At 73.2% G+C, this 19,185-nt stretch carries 16 protein-coding genes; 11 read left to right on the forward strand and 5 right to left on the reverse strand.

The features are described from left to right. The first annotated feature begins 102 nt into the window (after nt 1-102). From mce to ACH4N1_RS12835, 7 genes are all read left to right on the forward strand, one after another. On the forward strand, nt 103-543 hold the full coding sequence (mce, locus tag ACH4N1_RS12805; RefSeq protein ID WP_382783893.1) for a methylmalonyl-CoA epimerase: 441 nt from the start codon (nt 103-105) through the stop codon (nt 541-543). Nucleotides 544-779: 236 nt separating this feature from the next. Beyond that, nucleotides 780-4,661, forward strand: coding sequence for a polarized growth protein Scy (gene scy / locus ACH4N1_RS12810; protein WP_398096759.1), 3,882 nt, complete (start codon nt 780-782; stop codon nt 4,659-4,661). 218 nt (nt 4,662-4,879) lie between these two features. Next, nucleotides 4,880-5,815, forward strand: a complete 936-nt coding sequence (locus ACH4N1_RS12815; RefSeq protein ID WP_366057066.1) for a cellulose-binding protein — start codon at nt 4,880-4,882, stop codon at nt 5,813-5,815. A gap of 117 nt (nt 5,816-5,932) precedes the next feature. Beyond that, nucleotides 5,933-6,886 (forward strand): ABC transporter ATP-binding protein, encoded by a 954-nt coding sequence (locus ACH4N1_RS12820; protein WP_398096761.1) that lies wholly within the window; start codon nt 5,933-5,935, stop codon nt 6,884-6,886. Between the two features lies 1 nt (nt 6,887). After that, nucleotides 6,888-7,658 carry an ABC transporter permease gene (locus ACH4N1_RS12825; protein ID WP_398096763.1) on the forward strand — a complete coding sequence of 257 codons (771 nt, stop codon included), beginning with the start codon at nt 6,888-6,890 and terminating at the stop codon, nt 7,656-7,658. A gap of 111 nt (nt 7,659-7,769) precedes the next feature. Next, nucleotides 7,770-9,092 carry an ABC transporter ATP-binding protein gene (locus ACH4N1_RS12830; protein WP_398096765.1) on the forward strand — a complete coding sequence of 441 codons (1,323 nt, stop codon included), beginning with the start codon at nt 7,770-7,772 and terminating at the stop codon, nt 9,090-9,092. After that, the gene (locus ACH4N1_RS12835) at nt 9,089-9,955 is read left to right on the forward strand and encodes an ABC transporter permease (protein ID WP_398096767.1); all 867 of its coding nucleotides are present in this window, start codon (nt 9,089-9,091) and stop codon (nt 9,953-9,955) included. Before ACH4N1_RS12830 ends, ACH4N1_RS12835 begins: the two co-directional genes overlap by 4 nt. Before the next feature lie 25 nt (nt 9,956-9,980). Here the strand turns inward: ACH4N1_RS12835 and ACH4N1_RS12840 are convergent, their stop codons facing one another. Next, a complete protein-coding gene (locus ACH4N1_RS12840) occupies nt 9,981-10,313 on the reverse strand; it encodes an ATP/GTP-binding protein (protein WP_398096769.1) in 333 nt (110 codons plus the stop codon). 221 nt (nt 10,314-10,534) lie between these two features. Here ACH4N1_RS12840 and ACH4N1_RS12845 point away from each other — a divergent pair, with 221 nt between their 5' ends. Beyond that, on the forward strand, nt 10,535-11,563 hold the full coding sequence (locus ACH4N1_RS12845) for an LLM class flavin-dependent oxidoreductase (protein ID WP_398096770.1): 1,029 nt from the start codon (nt 10,535-10,537) through the stop codon (nt 11,561-11,563). 71 nt (nt 11,564-11,634) lie between these two features. Here the strand turns inward: ACH4N1_RS12845 and ACH4N1_RS12850 are convergent, their stop codons facing one another. Further along, on the reverse strand, nt 11,635-12,027 hold the full coding sequence (locus tag ACH4N1_RS12850; protein ID WP_366057073.1) for an SCO5389 family protein: 393 nt from the start codon (nt 12,025-12,027) through the stop codon (nt 11,635-11,637). Nucleotides 12,028-12,334: 307 nt separating this feature from the next. Here ACH4N1_RS12850 and nucS point away from each other — a divergent pair, with 307 nt between their 5' ends. Beyond that, complete coding sequence (nucS, locus tag ACH4N1_RS12855) at nt 12,335-13,006, forward strand: endonuclease NucS (protein WP_363090937.1); 672 nt, start codon at nt 12,335-12,337, stop codon at nt 13,004-13,006. Between the two features lie 65 nt (nt 13,007-13,071). Here the strand turns inward: nucS and ACH4N1_RS12860 are convergent, their stop codons facing one another. Then, nucleotides 13,072-15,594 carry an ATP-binding protein gene (locus ACH4N1_RS12860; protein ID WP_398096772.1) on the reverse strand — a complete coding sequence of 841 codons (2,523 nt, stop codon included), beginning with the start codon at nt 15,592-15,594 and terminating at the stop codon, nt 13,072-13,074. Nucleotides 15,595-15,838: 244 nt separating this feature from the next. Then, the gene (locus ACH4N1_RS12865) at nt 15,839-16,162 is read right to left on the reverse strand and encodes an STAS domain-containing protein (RefSeq protein ID WP_086770578.1); all 324 of its coding nucleotides are present in this window, start codon (nt 16,160-16,162) and stop codon (nt 15,839-15,841) included. A 448-nt stretch (nt 16,163-16,610) separates the two neighbouring features. On the opposite strand from ACH4N1_RS12865, the gene ACH4N1_RS12870 reads away from it, so the two are divergent. Continuing rightward, nucleotides 16,611-17,183 (forward strand): cob(I)yrinic acid a,c-diamide adenosyltransferase, encoded by a 573-nt coding sequence (locus tag ACH4N1_RS12870; protein ID WP_398096773.1) that lies wholly within the window; start codon nt 16,611-16,613, stop codon nt 17,181-17,183. Nucleotides 17,184-17,187: 4 nt separating this feature from the next. Here the strand turns inward: ACH4N1_RS12870 and ACH4N1_RS12875 are convergent, their stop codons facing one another. After that, nucleotides 17,188-17,799, reverse strand: coding sequence for a hypothetical protein (locus ACH4N1_RS12875; protein WP_398096775.1), 612 nt, complete (start codon nt 17,797-17,799; stop codon nt 17,188-17,190). 150 nt (nt 17,800-17,949) lie between these two features. Here ACH4N1_RS12875 and ACH4N1_RS12880 point away from each other — a divergent pair, with 150 nt between their 5' ends. Next, nucleotides 17,950-19,125 carry a sensor histidine kinase gene (locus ACH4N1_RS12880; protein WP_398096777.1) on the forward strand — a complete coding sequence of 392 codons (1,176 nt, stop codon included), beginning with the start codon at nt 17,950-17,952 and terminating at the stop codon, nt 19,123-19,125. The last annotated feature ends 60 nt before the right edge of the window (nt 19,126-19,185 follow it).

Genomic DNA, 19,185 nt, shown 5'->3' on the forward strand with positions numbered 1-19,185 from the left:
GGTTTACTTCGAATGTACTGACAGGCACTTCACCCGTCATCGGGCCGTCGGTGTGATCGCGCGCACGTTGCGTAACCACCTCCGTCGCGCTGCACTGACACCATGCTGACGCGAATCGACCACATCGGGATCGCCTGCCACGACCTCGACGCCACCGTCGAGTTCTACCGGGCGACGTACGGCTTCGAGGTGTTCCACTCCGAGATCAACGAGGAGCAGGGCGTCCGCGAGGCCATGCTCAAGATCAACGATACGTCCGACGGCGGCGCCTCGTACCTCCAGCTCCTGGAACCGACCCGGGAGGACTCCACCGTCGCCAAGTGGCTCGCCAAGAACGGCGAGGGTGTCCACCACATCGCTTTCGGCACGGCGGACGTCGACGCGGACTCCGCGGACATCCGCGGCAAGGGCGTACGCGTGCTGTACGAAGAGCCCCGGCGCGGCTCCATGGGGTCACGGATCACCTTCCTTCACCCAAAGGATTGCCACGGAGTCCTGACAGAACTGGTCACATCGGCCCCCGTTGAGTCACCTGAGCACTGACCCTCGTACATATGGGCCGGTAGGGTTGGGGTCGGTCGCCGCTCCAGCCAGGGCGACCGGTGTCCTGTCGTCATGTCGGCAGGACCCGTCCGGGGTCCGGGTTTCGGGGGACGAGCGTCGGGGCGGCAGCCCGTGCTCCGCCGTTGATCTGACACCATTCCCCGGGGGCCCCGTCCGGCGGATGGACGGAGCTCGTACGGAGAAGCTTGCGACCAGGGGACGGATGGGACCGCGCAGTGCGGGGCTACGAGAGCCAGGAGCGGGATCCGGCGGCTGACGTCGACCACCTCACTCGGTTCGAAGCCGAGATGAAGCGGCTGAAGACCGAACGGGAAAAGGCGATCCAGCACGCCGAGGACCTCGGCTACCAGGTCGAGGTGCTGCGCGCCAAGTTGCACGAGGCGCGGCGCACCATCATGTCCCGGCCCTCCTTCGACGGCGGGGACCTCGGCTACCAGGCCGAACAGTTGCTGCGCAACGCGCAGATGCAGGCCGACCAGCTGCGCGCGGACGCCGAGCGGGAGCTGAGCCAGGCCCGCTCGCAGACCCAGCGCATCCTCCAGGAGCACGCCGAACAGGCGGCCCGGCTCCAGGCGGAGCTGCACCAGGAGGCGGTCACCCGGCGCCAGCAGCTCGACCAGGAGCTGGCCGAGCGCCGGCAGACCGTCGAGTCGCACGTCAACGAGAACGTGGCGTGGGCCGAGCAGCTGCGGGCCCGCACCGAGGCCCAGGCCCGCCGTCTCCTGGAGGAGTCGCGCGCCGAGGCCGAGCAGGCCATGGCGGCCGCGCGCGCCGAGGCCGAGCGGGTCACCGCGGAGGCCCGTCAGCGGCTCCAGAGCGAGGCCGAGTCGGCCCGCGCCGAGGCCGAGCAGTTGTTGCGCCGCGCCCGCACGGACGCCGAGCGCCTGCTGAACGCCGCCTCCACCCAGGCCCAGGAGGCCACCGAGCACGCCGAGGCGCTGCGCAGCTCCACGGCCACCGAGTCCGACACGGCCCGCCGCCGGGCGACCGAGCTGAGCCGGACCGCCGAGCAGCGCATGGCCGAGGCGGAGGAGGCACTGCGCAAGGCGCAGTCCGAGGCCGAGAAGGTCCTCGCGGAGGCCAGGGCCGCCGCCGAGAAGACCCTCGCCGGCGCCGAGTCGGCCAACGAGCAGCGCACCCGTACGGCCAAGGAGCAGGTCGCCCGGCTGGTCGGCGAGGCCACCAAGGAGGCCGAGGCCACCAGGGCGGACGCCGAGCAGCTCGTCGCCGACGCCCGCGCCGAGGCCGAGAAGCTCCTCGCCGAGGCCGCCGAGAAGGCCCGCACGCTCACCGCCGAGGAGAGCGCCACCCAGCTGTCGAAGGCGGCCAAGACCGCCGAGGACGTCCTCAACAAGGCGCAGGAGGACGCGCAGCGCACCACCAGGGCCGCCGCCGAGGAGGCCGAGCGGATCCGCCGGGAGGCGGAGACCGAGGCCGACCGGCTGCGTGCCGAGGCGCACGACATCGCCGAGGAGCTCAAGGGCGCGGCGAAGGACGACACCAAGGAGTACCGGGCCAGGACGGTCGAGCTCCAGGAGGAGGCCCGCCGACTGCGCGGCGAGGCCGAGCAGTTGCGCGCCGACGCGGTCGCCGAGGGCGAGAAGATCCGCGCGGAGGCCCGCAAGGAGGCCGTCCAGCAGATCGAGGAGGCGGCCAAGACCGCCGAGGAACTGCTGGCGAAGGCCCGTCAGGACGCCGACGAGCTGCGCCAGAAGGCCACCGCGGACAGCGAGAAGGTCCGCACGGAGGCCATCGAGCGGGCCACCACGCTGCGCCGGCAGGCCGAGGACACCCTGGAGCGCACCCGCAAGGAGGCCGAACGGCACCGCGCCGAGGCCGCCGAGCAGGCCGAGGCCGTCACGGCCGACGCCGAGCGGGCCGCGCTCGCCCTGCGCGAGGAGGCCGAGCGCGCCGTCGAGGCGCGGCAGGCGGAGGCCACCGAGGAACTGACCCGGCTGCACACCGAGGCGGAGACCCGGCTCGCCGCCGCCGAGGAGGCGCTCGGCGACGCCCGCGAGGCCGCCGCGCGGATCCGCCGGGAGGCCGCCGAGGAGACCGAACGGCTGCGCGGCGAGGCCGCCGAGCGGATCCGTGCGCTCCAGCAGCAGGCCGAGACCGAGGCCGAGCGGCTGCGCACCGAGGCCGCCGCGGACGCGTCCGCCTCGCGGGCCGAGGGCGAGTCCGTCGCCGTTCGGCTGCGGTCGGAGGCCGCCGCGGAGGCGGAGCGGCTGCGCACCGAGGCGCAGGAGACCGCCGACCGGATGCGCGCGGAGGCGCAGGCCGCCGCCGAGCGGCTGGCCGCCGAGGCGTCCGAGACGCTGGCCGCCGCCCAGGAGGAGGCCGCCCGGCGCCGCCGCGAGGCCGAGGACTACCTCGGCGCCGCCCGCCAGGAGGCCGACCAGGAGCGGGAGCGGGCCCGCGAGCAGAGCGAGGAACTGCTGGCGTCGGCGCGCAAGCGCGTGGAGGACGCCCAGGCCGAGGCCGTACGGCTGGTGGAGGAGGCCGACCGGCGGGCCACCGAGACGGTGTCGGCGGCCGAGCAGCACGCGCAGCAGGTACGGGACTCCGTGGCCGGGCTGCACGAGCAGGCGCAGGACGAGATCGCCGGGCTGCGGTCGGCCGCCGAGCACGTGGCGGACCGCACCCGCCGGGAGGCCGAGGAGGAGGCGGACCGGGTCCGCGCCGACGCCTACTCCGAGCGGGAGCGGGCCGCGGAGGACGCGGGCCGGCTGCGGCGCGAGGCGAGCGAGGAGACGGAGGCCGCCCGCGCGCTGGCCGAGCGGACCGTCGGCGACGCCGTCGCGGAGGCCGAGCGGCTGCGTTCGGAGGTGTCCGCGCACGCCCAGCGGGTGCGCACGGAGGCCTCGGACACCATCGCGCAGGCCGAGCAGGACGCGTCGCGCACCCGGGCGGACGCCCGTGACGACGCCAACCGCATCCGGTCGGACGCGGCGACGCAGGCCGACACCCTCATCACGGAGGCCCGTTCCGAGGCGGAGCGGCTCCAGACGGAGACCATCGCCGAGGCCGAGCGGCTCCAGTCGGAGACGGCCGCGGAGGCCGAGCGGGTCCGCGCCGAGGCGGTGGCGAAGGCGGAGAGGCTCATCGGGGACGCCGCCGGCGACGCGGAGCGGCTGCGCGCCGAGGCCGCCGAGACGGTGGGTTCCGCGCGGCAGCACGCCGAGCGGGTGCGTGCCGAGGCCGAGCGGGTCAAGCGGGAGGCGGCGGCGGAGGCCGACCGCATGCTGAGCGTGGCCCGCGACGAGGCGGACTCGACGCTCGACGAGGCCCGCAAGGAGGCCAACAAGCGGCGTTCCGAGGCCGCCGAGCAGGTCGACACGCTCATCACGGAGACCGCCGCCGAGGCGGACAAGCTGCTCACCGAGGCGCAGCAGCAGGCGCTGAAGACCACCGCGGAGGCGGAGGCGCAGGCGGACACGATGGTCGGCGCGGCCCGTTCCGAGGCCGAGCGGCTCGTCTCCGAGGCGACGGTCGAGGGCAACTCGCGGGTGGAGAAGGCCCGGACGGACGCGGACGAGCTGCTCGTCGGCGCCCGCCGGGACGCGACCGCCATCAGGGAACGGGCGGAGGAGCTGCGCGACCGCATCACCTCCGAGATCGAGGAGCTGCACGAGCGGGCCCGCCGCGAGGCCGCCGAGACGATGCGCTCGACCGGCGACCGCTGCGACGCGCTCATCAAGGCGGCCGAGGAGCAGCTCGGCAAGGCTCAGGCGAAGGCCAAGGAGCTGGTGTCGGAGGCGAACTCGGAGGCCGGCAAGGTCCGGATCGCCGCCGTGAAGAAGGCCGAGGGCCTGCTCAAGGAGGCCGAGCAGAAGAAGGCCACGCTGATCCGCGAGGCCGAGGAGCTGAAGGCCGAGGCGATCCGCGAGGCCCGGCGCACGGTCGAGGAGGGCAAGCGCGAGCTGGAGGTCCTGGTGCGGCGGCGCGAGGACATCAACGCCGAGATCTCGCGCGTCCAGGACGTGCTGGAGGCGCTGGAGTCCTTCGAGGCCCCGCCGGGGAACAAGGACGGCGGTGTCAGGGCGGGTGCGACGGTGGGTGCTCCCCGGTCGGGCGGCAAGCCTTCGGATCGCTAGAGCGTGTGGGGCGGGCCGTGCCGGACAGGTCCCGGCCGAGCGGGGGCGTTGCGTTGAAGTCTGGGGCATTTGCCCCGGTCTTCCGCAAGCCGTCTGACGCTTAGCCACCCAAAAGGGGTCTCATTCTCCGTATCAAACGCGCATCCGCTCGATGACACACCGCTTCGGCCCCTAGGATTCCCCCTATCACCTCACCGGTCTCATTCGACAGGAACCCCATGAGCGACACTTCCCCCTACGGCTTCGAGCTTGTGCGGCGTGGGTACGACCGCGCTCAGGTGGACGAACGCATCTCGAAGCTCGTCTCCGACCGTGACAGCGCTCTGGCCCGTATCACTGCTCTGGAAAAGCGCATCGAGGAGCTCCACCTCGAGACGCAGAACGCCCAGGCCCAGGTGAGCGACGCCGAGCCGTCGTACGCCGGTCTCGGCGCGCGTGTCGAGAAGATCCTCCGCCTCGCCGAGGAGGAGGCCAAGGATCTGCGCGAGGAGGCCCGTCGGGCGGCCGAGCAGCACCGTGAGCTGGCCGAGTCGGCGGCCCAGCAGGTCCGCAACGACGCGGAGTCGTTCGCCGCGGAGCGCAAGGCCAAGGCCGAGGACGAGGGTGTCCGGGTCATCGAGAAGGCCAAGAGCGACGCCCAGCAGCTGCGTTCCGAGGCCCAGAAGGACGCGCAGTCCAAGCGCGAGGAGGCCGACGCCCTCTTCGAGGAGACCCGCGCCAAGGCCGCGCAGGCCGCCGCCGACTTCGAGACGAACCTCGCCAAGCGCCGCGAGCAGTCCGAGCGCGACCTGGCGTCGCGTCAGCAGAAGGCGGAGAAGCGTCTCGCGGAGATCGAGCACCGCGCGGAGCAGCTGCGTCTGGAGGCGGAGAAGCTGCGCACGGACGCCGAGCGCCGGGCCCGTCAGACCGTCGAGACGGCGCAGCGCCAGGCCGAGGACATCGTGGCCGACGCGAACGCCAAGGCGGACCGGATCCGTTCGGAATCGGAGCGCGAGCTGGCGGCTCTCACCAACCGCCGCGACTCGATCAACGCCCAGCTGACGAACGTGCGCGAGATGCTCGCCACCCTCACGGGCGCCGCGGTGGCCGCGGCGAGCTCCCCGGCCGAGGACGAGCCGATCTCCCGGGGTGTGCCGGCGCAGCAGACCCGGTAGTCGCCGAAGGTGATCAGGGGCGGTGGGGCCTGTTCCCACCGCCTCTTTCACGTCGGCTTCGGCCGCCGTTCGCCCGCCGGGTTGGCACCGGCCCCGCACCGGCCCTAGCGTGGCCGCATGATCGAGCTCGAGGGCCTGACCAAGCGGTACGGCGAGAAAGTGGCGGTCAACAACCTGACCTTCACCGTCAGACCGGGCATCGTCACGGGCTTTCTCGGTCCGAACGGCGCCGGGAAGTCCACCACCATGCGGATGATGCTCGGCCTCGACCGGCCGACCGCCGGGGACGTCCGCATCGACGGACAGCGCTACGACCGGCTCAAGGACCCGCTGAAGTACATCGGCGCCCTGCTCGACGCCAAGGCCATGCACGGCGGGCGCAGCGCCTTCAACCACCTGCTGTGCCTGGCGCAGAGCAACGGCATCCCCACCGGCCGGGTGCACGAGGTGCTGGAGACCGTCGGTCTGACGTCGGTCGCGAGGAAGAAGGCCAAGGGGTTCTCGCTGGGCATGGGGCAGCGGCTGGGCATCGCGGGCGCGCTGCTCGGCGATCCGCGGATCCTGATGTTCGACGAGCCGGTCAACGGTCTCGACCCCGAGGGCATCCACTGGATCCGCAACCTGATGAAATCGCTCGCCGCGCAGGGCCGGACGGTGTTCGTGTCCTCCCATCTGATGAGCGAGATGGCGCTGACCGCCGACCACCTGGTCGTCATCGGCCAGGGCCGGCTGCTCGCCGACACCTCGATGGCCGACTTCATCGCCCAGAACTCCCGGTCGTACGTCCGCATCCGCACCCCGCAGCGGGAGCGGATGCTGGACGTGCTGCACGGGGCCGGGATCACCGTCGTGGAGACCGGCGGCGAGGTGCTGGAGGTGGACGGGGACAAGTCGGAGCGGATCGGTGAGCTGGCCGCTCAGCACCAGCTCGTGCTGCACGAGCTGAGCCCCCAGCGGGCCTCCCTGGAGGAGGCGTTCATGCAGCTGACCGCGGAGTCGGTCGAGTACCACGCGCACAGCGGCGACCCCGTGGAACGGCAGCCGTGGGGCGACGGACGGAGGAAGGACTGAGATGGCGGCGACCCAGGTCATCCGTTCGGAGTGGACGAAGATCCGTTCCGTGGCGTCCACCGTCTGGACGCTGTCCCTCGCCGTGGTGGTCACCATCGCCCTCGGCATGCTGATCTCCGCGTTGTCGAACAACCAGTTCGACAACATGAGCCGGGGCGACCGGCTCTCCTTCGACCCGACGTTCATCAGCTTCGCCGGGATGAGCCTCGGCCAGCTCGCGATGATCGTGTTCGGGGTGCTCGTGGTGTCCAACGAGTACAGCACGGGCATGATCCGCACCTCGCTGGCGGCGGTGCCGCAGCGGGGCACCTTCCTGTTCAGCAAGATCGCGGTGGCGACCGGACTCGCGCTCGTCGTGGGGATGGTGACCAGCTTCGCCGCGTTCTTCCTCGGACAGGCCGTGCTCGGCGACCTCAAGGCGTCGATCGGCGACAGCGGCGTGCTGCGTGCGGTGATCGGCGGCGGTCTCTACATGACGCTGATCGCGGTGTTCTCGATGGGCGTGGCCGTGATGCTGCGCTCGCCGATGCTGTCGCTGGGCATCCTGATGCCGTTCTTCTTCCTGATCTCGAACATCCTGGGCAACGTCGACGCGACGAAGAAGATCGGCCAGTACCTGCCCGACCAGGCCGGCAGCAGGATCATGCAGGTGGTCACCCCGCTCGACGACGACACCCCGTACGGCCCCTGGGGCGGACTGGCGATCATGGCGGCCTGGGTGGTGGCGGCGCTCGCGGGCGGGTACCTGCTGCTGAAGAAACGCGATGCGTGAAGCTTTGGGCTTTGCTTTGAGGTGAGCGGAACCGTCAGCGCCTCGATATCCTCCTAAGCCTTACGGGGGGCGCGTGCCCCGCTGTCCTGAACCTGTCGATGGGTGCGGAGCATGATCGAGGCAGTCGGCCTGACCAAGCGCTACGGCGACAAGACCGCTGTGTACAACCTTTCCTTCCAGGTACGGCCCGGCGCCGTCACCGGCTTCCTCGGGCCCAACGGCTCGGGCAAGTCGACGACGATGCGCATGATCCTCGGCCTGGACAACCCGACCGCGGGCTCGGTGACGATCGGCGGCTACCCCTACCGCAAGCTGCCGAACGCCCCCCGCCAGGTGGGCGCCCTGCTGGACGCCAAGGCCGTGCACGGCGGCCGGCACGCCCGCAACCACCTGCTGAGCCTCGCCCAGCTCTCCGGCATCCCGGCCCGGCGCGTGGACGAGGTGCTCGGGGTGGTCGGGCTCCAGGACGTGGCGCGCCGGCGCTCCAAGGGCTTCTCCCTCGGCATGGGCCAGCGGCTCGGCATCGCCGCCGCCCTGCTCGGCGACCCCCAGGTGCTGCTGTTCGACGAGCCGGTCAACGGCCTCGACCCCGAGGGCATCCTCTGGGTGCGCAACCTGATGAAGTCGCTCGCCGCGGAGGGCCGTACGGTCTTCGTCTCCTCGCACCTGATGAGCGAGATGGCCCTGACCGCCGACCACCTGATCGTCATCGGGCGCGGGCAGCTCCTCGCCGACATGAGCGTGACCGACTTCATCTCGGCCAACTCCGCGGACTTCGCGCGCGTGCGGACCCCGTACACCGAGCCGCAGCAGCGCGAGAAGCTCGCCGACGCGCTCACCGAGGCGGGCGGCCACGTCCTGCCCGAGCAGGACGGCGCGCTGCGCGTGACCGGCCTGCCGCTCCCGCGCATCAGCGACATCGCCCACGACACGGACGTACGCCTGTGGGAGCTGTCGCCGCACCAGGCCTCGCTGGAGGAGGCCTACATGCGGATGACGCAGGGGGCCGTCGACTACCGGTCGACCACCGACCAGAAGGCCGGGCTCCAGCAGCCGCTGCCGCCGGGCGTCCAGCCCCCGATGCCGGTGCCCGGCCAGGGCCAGCCCGGCTGGTACGCCCCGCCGCACCCGCAGCAGGGTTACGCGCCCCCACAGCCCCCGCCGGGCGCCGCTCCGGGCCCGTACGGCGCCGGGGCGCCCGGCATGCCCAACCCGTACGCCCAGCCGGTCCCGTCGGCGGCCCCCGCACCGGCACCCGCGCCCGCCGCGCAGCCGCCGGCCGCACAGCCGCCCGCCGCCCCCGCGCCGGCACCCGCGGCACCGGCACCCGCCGCACCGGCACCCGCGGCCCCGGCCGCCGCTCCGCAGGCGTCGGAGCGGCCCGCCGTCGCGCCGCAGGCACCCGCCCCGACCACGACCGAGGACGCCCGATGAGCACGCCCCAGACCCCGGCCCCGCAGGCCGCGCCCGCCTGGCAGGCGGCGCCCGGCCCCTCGTACCCCGGCTACACCTCGCCGATCCCCGTCGTGCGCACGCACCTCGGGCACGCCGTCGCCTCGGAGTGGACGAAGATCCGGTCGGTGCGCTCCACGATGTGGACGCTGGGCGTGTTCGTTCTGCTGGTCGTCGGTATCGGGCTGCTGACCGCGGTGTTCGTCGCCGCGAACTCGGACGGCGCCCTGGAGGGCGAGAACCCGCTGTCCTTCGGCTTCTTCGGACTGCTCCTGGGCAGCATCTGCGTCATCACGCTCGGCGTGCTGACCACCGCTTCGGAGTACGGCACCGGCATGATCCGGACCACGATGGTGGCCTGCCCGTCCCGCGGCCGCGTACTCGGCGCGAAGGCCCTCGTGTTCTTCCTGGTCGCCTTCGTGGTGACGCTGGTGTCGTCCCTCCTCGTCGCGCTGGTGGACGTGGCCCTGCTGACGGAGGCCCGGGACCCCTCCACGGCGGAATGGCTGAAGGGCACCGTCGGCGTCTCCCTCTACATCGCGCTGCTCGGCCTGCTCTCGCTGGCGATGGGCTCGGTCATCCGGCACTCGGCGGGTGCCATCACCATCATGATCGGCCTCGTCCTGGCGCCGCTGGTGATCGCGCTGTTCATGTTCTCGTCCTCGCTGGAGGACCTGCGCCAGGCCCTGTTCGAGTACTCGATCCCGAACCAGCTCAGCGTGTTCTACTCCACCTCGCTGACCGACAGCGGACCGTCCGGCTGGGACCCGCTGTGGATCGCGCTCGGCGTGACGGCGGCGGCCCTCGGCGGCGCCTTCGCCCTGCTCCAGAAGCGCGACGTCTGATCCGGCCCGATCCGGACGGGAGGTCTCAGAACCTCGGCGCGTTACGGGACCGCCGCACCCCGGGGGTGCGGCGGTCCCGTGCGTTCCAGCACGCCTTGTGCCAGTGCCGGCGCTCGTCGACCCCCGAGTGCTCGGGCCACGCGACGACGTGCGGCATGCCGCCGGGGATCAGCTGGTCGCAGCCGGGACAGCGGTACGTCTTGCCCTGCGCGCTCGCGCCCGCCACGTGCCGCACGCTCCACTCCTCGCCGTCCCAGCTGACGCCGGACTGCCAGCCGCCGTACCGGCTCACGCGGTCGTCCTCGGCACTCCGGCCGGACGAATCGTCACCCTTGGGGCGGTTGCGACGCGGGGACAAGGGACACCTCACGGGGCTGTACAGGGTGCAGGGTTGCCGACCAGCCTACGCGCAGCCGTGCCGGGTACCCGGGCGAACCGGTGCCGTCGGGCCCGCCGCCGGACGGCGCATTCTCCGGACAATCCGCAAATCTCCTCGCCGGACCGTGACCTCGGCACGTGTCGGGCGGTTATGCCGGGCGGGGGAGCTCCGTGTCGGAGCCGAGGAAGCAGGAAAGTCCCATGCGTGTTGGAAGTTTCGTGTTGGCGGCCCAGTTCCCGGGACAGGGCCAGGGGGAGGCGTTGCACCGCGCCGTCCGCTCCGCGGAGGTCGCCGAGGAGTCCGGGCTGGACTCGGTCTGGCTGGCCGAGCACCACTTCGTGCCGTACGGCACGTGCCCGTCCGCGGTCACCCTGGCGGCCCTGCTGCTCGGCCGCACCCGGCGCCTGCGGGTGGGCACGGCGGTGAGCGTGCTGCCCACCGTGCACCCCGTCGCGCTGGGCGAGCAGGCCGCGCTGCTCCATCTGACGAGCGGCGGCCGCTTCTCGCTGGGCGTGGGGCGCGGCGGCCCCTGGGTCGACCTGGAGGTGTTCGGCTCGGGCCTGGAGGCGTACGAGTCGGGGTTCCCGGAATCGCTGGACCTGCTGGTGCGCTGGCTGCGCGAACCGTCCGTGGGGGCGGACGGCGAGCGTTTCCGTTTCCGCGAGGTCCCCGTCGTGCCGCGGCCCTCGGAGGCCCTGACGGACGTGGCGGGCCCGGAGGTGGTCGTCGCCTGCACCTCCCCGGCGAGCGTGCGGCTGGCCGCCGAGCGTGGCCTGCCGATGCTGCTCGGCATGCACGTCGGGGACGAGGAGAAGGCGGAGATGGTCGCCCTGTGGCGGCAGCACGCGCGCGCGGCCGGCCGGCCGGCCGCGGAGATCCGGGGCGCCGGTCACGTCTCGGCGGGCGTCTGCCAGATCGCGGACCGTCGCACCGACGCCGTGGAGACGCTGGTGAAGACGATGCCGGGCTGGCTCAAGCAGGGCCTCGACGCCCATGTGACGGTGGACGGCCGGGCCCGCGGCATGCGGGACCCGGTGGCGTACACCGAACTCCTCTGCGGGCTGCACCCGGTGGGCACCCCGCGGCTGTGCGTCGACCGCCTCGCGGCGACCAGCGAGCGAACCGGCATCTCGCGCTTCGCCCTGCTCGTCGAGGGCTCCGGCGACCTCGCGGCCACGGAGGAGAACGTGCGGCGGCTGGGCTCGGAGGTCCTCCCCCACCTCCGGTGAGCGGCCCCGCCGCCGGGAAGCCTGCCGCTCCGTGCTGAGTCCTCCCCGGTCGGGAGCGGCAAGCGAGTGCTTCAGCAGTCCCGGAATTCCGGGGACTGGTTGAGCACCTGGCTGCGGACCGACGTGAAGCGGGACAGCGACTCGTCGACCGACGTGTCCAACGGGAACACCGCAACCCGGTGGCAGTTCTGGAAGGCCAGCCGGACGCCGAAGTGCCGCTGCAGGGCGCCGCGTATCGCGTCACTCGCCAGCGCTCGCAGCAACTGCCCGCGTGCCTGCTCGTCCGGCGGGGGCGTCTGGTTGTCGGCGAACTGGCCGCCGTCCACCTTCAGCTGGGCCACCAGGGAACTGATCATCTCCCATGCGTAGGGCAGGGAGGTCCGGACGCAGTCGACGAATTCCGCTTCGTCGACCTCGCCTCGCTCGGCCTGTTCGAGTAGGGCCGGTGAGACGTCGAGCGACATGGATACTCCTCTCGCACCCCCGAGGCGCAGGGGTTGCCGGACAGATAGAGGGAGTTCGCCGCGCACAGACACCGAGCACGCTGCGTACACGCACCGCGACCTCCCGTTCCTACGGTAGGCAACGGACCGTGACCGCACCAGGAGAACGGGCACATAGGGAGCCATGCTGGGGCGCAGTATCGGCCACTGTCGAACGTGTGTTTTCCAGGTGAAATCGTGCGGCTGCCGGGGCCGTCGTGAGGGGTGGGGAGGGGAGACGGGTGGGCGAATCGCGTGGCGTGCGGGGTGTCGAGTAGCGTTGCCGACCATGCGTCTCGTCATCGCCCGGTGTTCCGTGGACTACGCGGGCCGGCTCACCGCCCACCTCCCCTCCGCCCCCCGTCTGATCCTGGTGAAGGCGGACGGCAGCGTCTCGATCCACGCGGACGACCGGGCCTACAAGCCCCTCAACTGGATGTCGCCGCCCTGCACGCTGAAGGAGGGCACGGACGCGGAGGACGGCGTCTGGACCGTCGTCAACAAAGCGGGCGAGAAGCTCATCATCACGATGGAGGAGGTCCTGCACGACTCCTCGCACGAACTCGGCGTCGATCCCGGCCTGATCAAGGACGGCGTGGAAGCACACCTCCAGGAACTCCTCGCCGACCGCATCGAGATCCTGGGCGAGGGCTACACGCTGATCCGCCGCGAGTACATGACGGCCATCGGCCCGGTCGACATCCTCTGCCGCGACGCCGAGGGCCGGACCGTCGCGGTCGAGATCAAGCGGCGCGGCGAGATCGACGGTGTCGAGCAACTCACGCGCTATCTGGAGCTGTTGAACCGCGACCCCCATCTGGCTCCGGTGCGGGGCGTCTTCGCCGCGCAGGAGATCAAGCCGCAGGCCCGGGTGCTGGCCACGGACCGCGGCATCGGCTGCCAGGTCCTCGACTACGACGCCATGCGCGGCATCGAGGACGACAAGCTCCGGCTGTTCTGAGGCGGCCGTACGACGAAGGGGGCGGGTCCTCGCGGGACCCGCCCCCTCGCACGTGTGCCGCGGGGTCAGATCAGGGGGTCCGACGGGCTCGACCCGGCGGTGGTGCCGGCCGAGTCGGCGGGGGTGCCGGAGGCGGAACCACTGGCCGACGTCGACGTCGACGGGTCGGTGCTGGCCGAGGGGGACGGGTCACCGGTCTCGGTCGGCGTCGTCGAGGGCGGAGTCGTCGCAGGAGTGGAGGGGGGCGTCGAGGGGGAGGTCGGCGGCGGACTGGACGAGGGCCTGGAGGTCGAACTCGTCGACGAGGACGGCTTCGGCGAGCCGGAGGGTTCGCCGCCGCCCTGCGAGCTGCTCGCCGACGGCGACGGCTCCGCCGTTTCCGACGGCGTCGGGTCGTCCGACGTCCCCATCGTCCCGTCCGGTCCCGGGTCCGTGGGCGCACCGGCGGCCTCCCCGGTGTCACCGGCGCCCGTGTCGACGCCCGGGGTGTCGCCGTCGAGGTCGTCGCCGTCGACGCTCGTGCCGGCGGTGGGGTTGACGCGCCCGGTGTCGGAGGGGGCGTTCGGGTCGGTGCCGGAGGTGGCGCCGAGGGTCACCACCGTGCCGAGGACGGCGACGAGCAGGGCGCCCGCTCCGGCCGCGACGAGGTTGCGCTTGGCCAGGCCCCGCAGGCCGCCCCGGCCGCGGTGGGCCGGGGGCGCGGCGGCGGGCCGGCCGGTGACGACGGTGGGCCCGGTGGGCGGCGCCGACGGGAGGGCCGCGGGGATGCCGCGGGGCGGGGACACCGGCTCCTCGCGGCGGGCGCCGGTCGTCTCCTCGTCCGGCGTGACCACGACCAGGCCGGGTATGTCGCCCGAGTGGTCGGCGACCAGGGCGAGGGCACGGCGGCCGGCCGTGGTGCCCCGCTTGTCGGCGAGGGAGCCGCGCAGCCCGATGGAGGCCTCCAGCTCGGAGCGGGCCCGGTCGAGCTGTCCGGTGCAGAGGGCGAGGACGCCCAGTTCGTGGTGGAAGTAGGCCCGGTCTGCGGACTCCCCGGCCAGGCGGGCCGCTTCGGCACCCTCGTGCAGGGCCTGCTCCCAGGCGCCCCAGTGGAGTCCGGCGGCGAAGGCGGGCGCCGCGGTGCGGGCCAGCTCGACCGCGGTGACCCGCTCGCCCTCGGCGGGCCGTTCGCCCTCGGCGGGCCGCTCGGTCGCCGGGACGGTCGCGGCCAGGGCGGCGAGCACGGCGTCGGCCTCCGCGCACACCCGCGCCGGGGTGACCGAGGGGTGTCCGGCCCACCAGGCGTAGTGCCGGGCGGCGGTGTGGGCGCGGGCGGTGACGTCGTCGGCGTATCCGGCGGCCTCCAGCTGGTCCTGCACGCCGGCGGCGAGACGGTAGCGGGCGCCGACCGGGGTGACGAGCCCGCAGGCGGCCAGTTCCCCGAGGGCTGCGTCGGCGTGGGTGTCGCCGACCAGGGCGGGCAGGTGGGCCTGGTGCGGGACCTCGCCGCCGAGGGCGACGGCGAAGCGCAGGGCGGTGCGGGCGGAGGCGCTGAGCCGGGCGGCGAGCAGGGGGGCGGGCGCGGCGGCCTCGCCCAGGGAGGGCAGGGGTATCTCCTCGGCCTCGCCGGGCGGGGTGTCGGCGGGGGCGGGGGCGGTGAACGGCCGGGCATCCTCGAAGACGCCGAACTCGTCGACCGCGGCGGTGTCGGCCCGCAGCCGGTCGCGCTGCCGCAGCAGGGCGCCGGCCTGGACGAACCGCAGCGGCAGGCCCTCGGACTCGAACCAGAGGTCGCCGGCCCAGTTGGCCTCCTCCTCGGTCAGGACGCGGCCGACGGCCCGTTCGATCACCTCGACGCCGCCCGCGCGGTCGAGGCCGCTCAGGGCGACCTCCGCGACGGCCGAGTCGGCGGTGGGCGGCGGCGTGCCGGGGGTGGTGCCGAACAGGAAGGCGCACTCGGGGGTGGCCTCCAGCAGCCCGTCGAGGTCGGCGCCGCCGAACTCCAGGTCGTCGACCACGACGACCGCGCCGATCTCGCCCACGAGGGCGCGGAGTTCCTCGTCGTCGAGGCGGCGCAGCGGGGCGTCGTAGACAGTGTGGAAGAGGTCGTGGAGGAGGTCGGCGGTGGTGCGGCGGTAACCGGTGAGGCGGACCACGCCGTCGGGCGCGAGGTCCTCGCAGTCCTCGGCGACGAGGTCGAGCAGGCTGGTGCGGCCGGAGCCGGCGGGGCCGGTGAGACGGACGGAACGGCCGCGGGCCAGCAGCCGGACGAGCTGTTCGCGCTCCTCCTGGCGGCCGAGGAGGGGGTGTTCGGGCTGGGCGGGTCCGGCGGGGGCGGGCGGCCGGGCCGCCTCGTCGACCTCGGCGCGCTCCTCGAGGGTGCGCTTGGCGGGGCGTCCGGGCCGCCCGGTGGGCGGGGAGAGTTCGATCTCGCTGCCGTCGACCGGGTTGACGGTGAGCAGGTGCTCGCCGGCGACGAGTCGCACGGTGCGGGCGAGAGCCGGCGCGTGCTGTCCGAAGTCGGGTGTGAGGGGGTCCTTGGAAGGGCGCGGGCGCGGCGCCTGGCCGTCGCGGCCGTATTCCTCGGATCCGCGGTGCGTCGGGTCCATAGGTAAAGCCCCCCAAAAGCGTGGTGTGGAGACAGCCCCTCCCGGCCTCGCTGCACACTGCGCTGTCGCTTCTGGTCCGGTGCCCGCTCGAGGGCTGCGGGCGCGGGCAGACGAACCGTAAACCTTCGCACAGTATCCACGACAGCCCGGGGTGCCGTGCCGTCCGAGACGTCACGGTCCGGTGAGGATTGCGCGCGTCGTACATGTGAGGTTTGCGCGCCTCGGGTGCCCGCCGGGGACGGTCTCACACGCGCGGGAGGGACTCCACTCCGATGCCGCCCTCGATGGCGAGGATCCGGTGCAGCCGGGTGGCCACCAGGAGGCGCTGCATCTGGGGCGGTACGTCCCGCAGCACCAGGCGCCGGCCGCAGCGGCCCGCCCGGCGGTGGGCGCCCATGATGACGCCGAGTCCGGTGGCGTCCCAGGAGTCGAGCTCGGACAGGTCGAGCACCAGGTCGCCGACACCGTCGTCGACCGCCGTGTGCAGGACCGTACGGGCGTCCGCCGCGCTGCGGACGTCGAGGCGGCCCCCGACGGCCAGCTCGACGTGGTCGCCCCTGATGTGCATAGCGCTCCCCTAAGCGTGCGTCTCGTGCTCCGCGGTGGTGAATGTCCGGTGTTGCATCGTCTGACTGCGCCAAGCGGTCAGAGGTTGCCGTCTGTGAGCGAACCGATACCGAATTCACCCGCAGGGGTGAGGCCCATGGGGCTCGTGCGGTTTCAGCGCTTCCAGAAAGCCCTGCCCGCTCTGGCGTCCGATATCACCGGCGTCAACCATCCGGCGCATTGCGCACCGACGGAGCGAACTCCCCTCCGCATGGCTCTCGGCCGGACACTAGCGGGCGTGAGGCGCTGTGTGACCGGTTAGTAACGCGTTTCACGTCTCAGGGCGTGAGACACCGGTCACGTCCTCAATTCCTGCCGGATTCGCACCGATTGACCCCCTCCCGGACGGCGTCCGGCGGCCGTGACGGACGGCACGCCGCACGGCGCCGGGGACGGTCTAGATTGGCGGCATGGTCAATCTGACGCGCATCTACACCAGGACCGGCGACCAGGGCACCACCGCCCTCGGCGACATGAGCCGGGTCGCCAAGACCGACCTGCGCATCGCGGCGTACGCGGACGCGAACGAGGCGAACGCGGTCATCGGTACGGCGATCGCGCTGGGCGGGCTCGACGAGGCGATCGTCGCGGTCCTCACCCGCGTGCAGAACGACCTGTTCGACGTGGGCGCGGACCTGTCGACGCCGGTGGCGGAGAACCCGGACTTCCCGCCGCTGCGGGTCGAGCAGTTCTACGTCGACCGGCTGGAGGCCGACTGCGACCGTTTCAACGCGGAGTTGGAGAAGCTGCGGTCGTTCATCCTCCCCGGCGGTACGCCCGGCGCGGCCCTGCTGCACCAGGCGTGCACGGTGGTCCGCCGCGCCGAGCGCTCGACCTGGGCCGCGCTGGAGGCGCACGGCGAGGTGATGAACCCCCTGACGGCGACCTACCTCAACCGCCTGTCGGACCTGCTGTTCATCCTGGCGCGGTCGGCGAACAAGGCCGCGGGCGACGTCCTGTGGGTCCCCGGCGGGGAGCGCTGAGGGTTCACCAACGGTCGCCGGCGGAGGTGCGCGCCGGCCGGTCCTTCGCGGACCCGTTCCCCTCCGCCTCCGCGTGGCCGCCCGCCGGGGCCCTGCGGGGCCAGACCGTGTAGGACAGGGCGATCAGGCCGTGGATGCCGACCACGCGCACGGTCGTCCACTGGAACGCGCGCAGTGAACTGACGTCGCCGGAGTCACCGACGTACCGGACGGCGCACTCGAGCAGGGCCAGGGCGACGGCTCCGCCGAACACGGCCCGCAGCCACAGCTTCGCCTCGTGGCGGGCGCGGGCGCGGCCGTAGCGGGGCGGCCGGGGCGGCGGCGGGCCGCCGGCGAGGCGGTGGGCGGCATGGCCGTCGAGCCGGCGGATCGTGTAGTGGCCGAAGGCGACGGTGCAGCCGATGTAGAGCGCCGCCAGGCCGTGTTCCCAGCCGGGTTCGGCGCCGTTGCGCAGGTCGGTCGCCGTGACGGCGAACAGGACCAGTTCCAGCACCGGCTCGCACAGCAGCAGCACCACGCTGGTGCGCCGCCACCCGAGCAGGTAGCGGACGGCCAGCCCCAGGGCCAGCAGCACCCAGAAGCCGATCTCACAGGCGGCGATCAACCAGACGATCACGGTTGGCTCCTCTCGCTCCCCCTCAGGCTCCCGCGCGGAGCGGCCCGGTTCGTCGTCGCCGGTGACGAACCTCCGGTACATCGAAAGATGCAGTGCGGAACCGTCCCCGGGCACAAGGCGACGGACGCGCGGGCCGTGTTGGATGGGGCCATGGCCGTACCCCTCCCCCGCCCGCACCGGTTCGACGTGGTCGCCGCCGTCGGCGGGCTGCTCGGCGGAGTGCTGCTGTGGGGCATCGGCCTGGGCGTCCGGCCGGCCGACGAGCCGCCCGTGCTGTTCGACGGCCGCTGGCCGGTCCTGCTGCCGCTCCTGGTGATGGCCGGCTGCGAACTGCTGCGCCGGGCCGCCCCGCGCACCGCGCTGCTGACCGGCACGGCCGCCCTGGCCCTGGACACGGTCACTCAGGGCAGCGTCATCACGCTGATCATGTTCACCGACCTCGTGTACGCGGCCGTGCTGTACGGCACGCCCGCCGCGGCCCGGCGCGTCCCGTGGATCACCGGGCTGCTGACGGTGGCGGCGACGGTGGTGCCGTTCGCCCTCTGGCGGGTGCCCGAGGCGCTGCTGATCGGGGTGGCCGTGGGGGTGGTGTCCTTCGCACCCGCCTCCACCGGTCTGATCGTCCGCAACCACCGCGACGCCGCCCTGGCCGCCCGGCTGCGCGCCGAACAGACCGCGCTGCTCGCCGAGATGGACCGCACCCAGGCGGTGACCGCGGAACGCGCCCGGATGGCCCGCGAACTGCACGACATGGTCGCCAACCACCTCTCGGCGATCGCCATCCACTCCACGGCCGCGCTCTCCCTGGACGACCCGGACACCTCGCGGCAGGCGCTGTCGGTGATCCGGGAGAACAGCGTGGCCGGGCTGGCCGAGATGCGGCGGCTGATCGGGATCCTGCGGGACGGCAGCAGGGACCGCGAACCGGCCGCCGCCCCCACCCTCGACGGACTGGGCGACCTGGTGGAGGGGGCCCGCGCCAACGGGCTGGACGTCACCCTGCACGCCGACCACGGCACGGTGCCCACGCCGGTCGAACTGGCCGCCTACCGCATCGTCCAGGAGTCCCTGACCAACGCCCTCAAGCACGCCTCGGCGGGCCCGGTCGCCGTCACGCTCGCCCGGCGGGACGGGGCGCTCGACGTGCGGGTGACCAGCCCGTACGGGCACCGGGACGGCCCCCGCGTGCCCGGCTCCGGGGCCGGTCTGGTCGGGATGCGGGAGCGGGCCACGCTGCTGGGCGGTACCTTCACGGCCGGTCCCGAGGACACGTCGTGGACCGTCCGCGCCTCGCTGCCGATCGCCGAGGGGGACCCTCCCGAGTGACCCGCGCCCCCGAACCCGTCGCCGCCGCCCTCTCCGTCACCGCCGTCGCCACCCTCTCCG

The sequence above is a fragment of the Streptomyces sp. NPDC017202 genome, from assembly GCF_044331705.1.
In the GTDB taxonomy this organism is placed as follows: domain Bacteria; phylum Actinomycetota; class Actinomycetes; order Streptomycetales; family Streptomycetaceae; genus Streptomyces.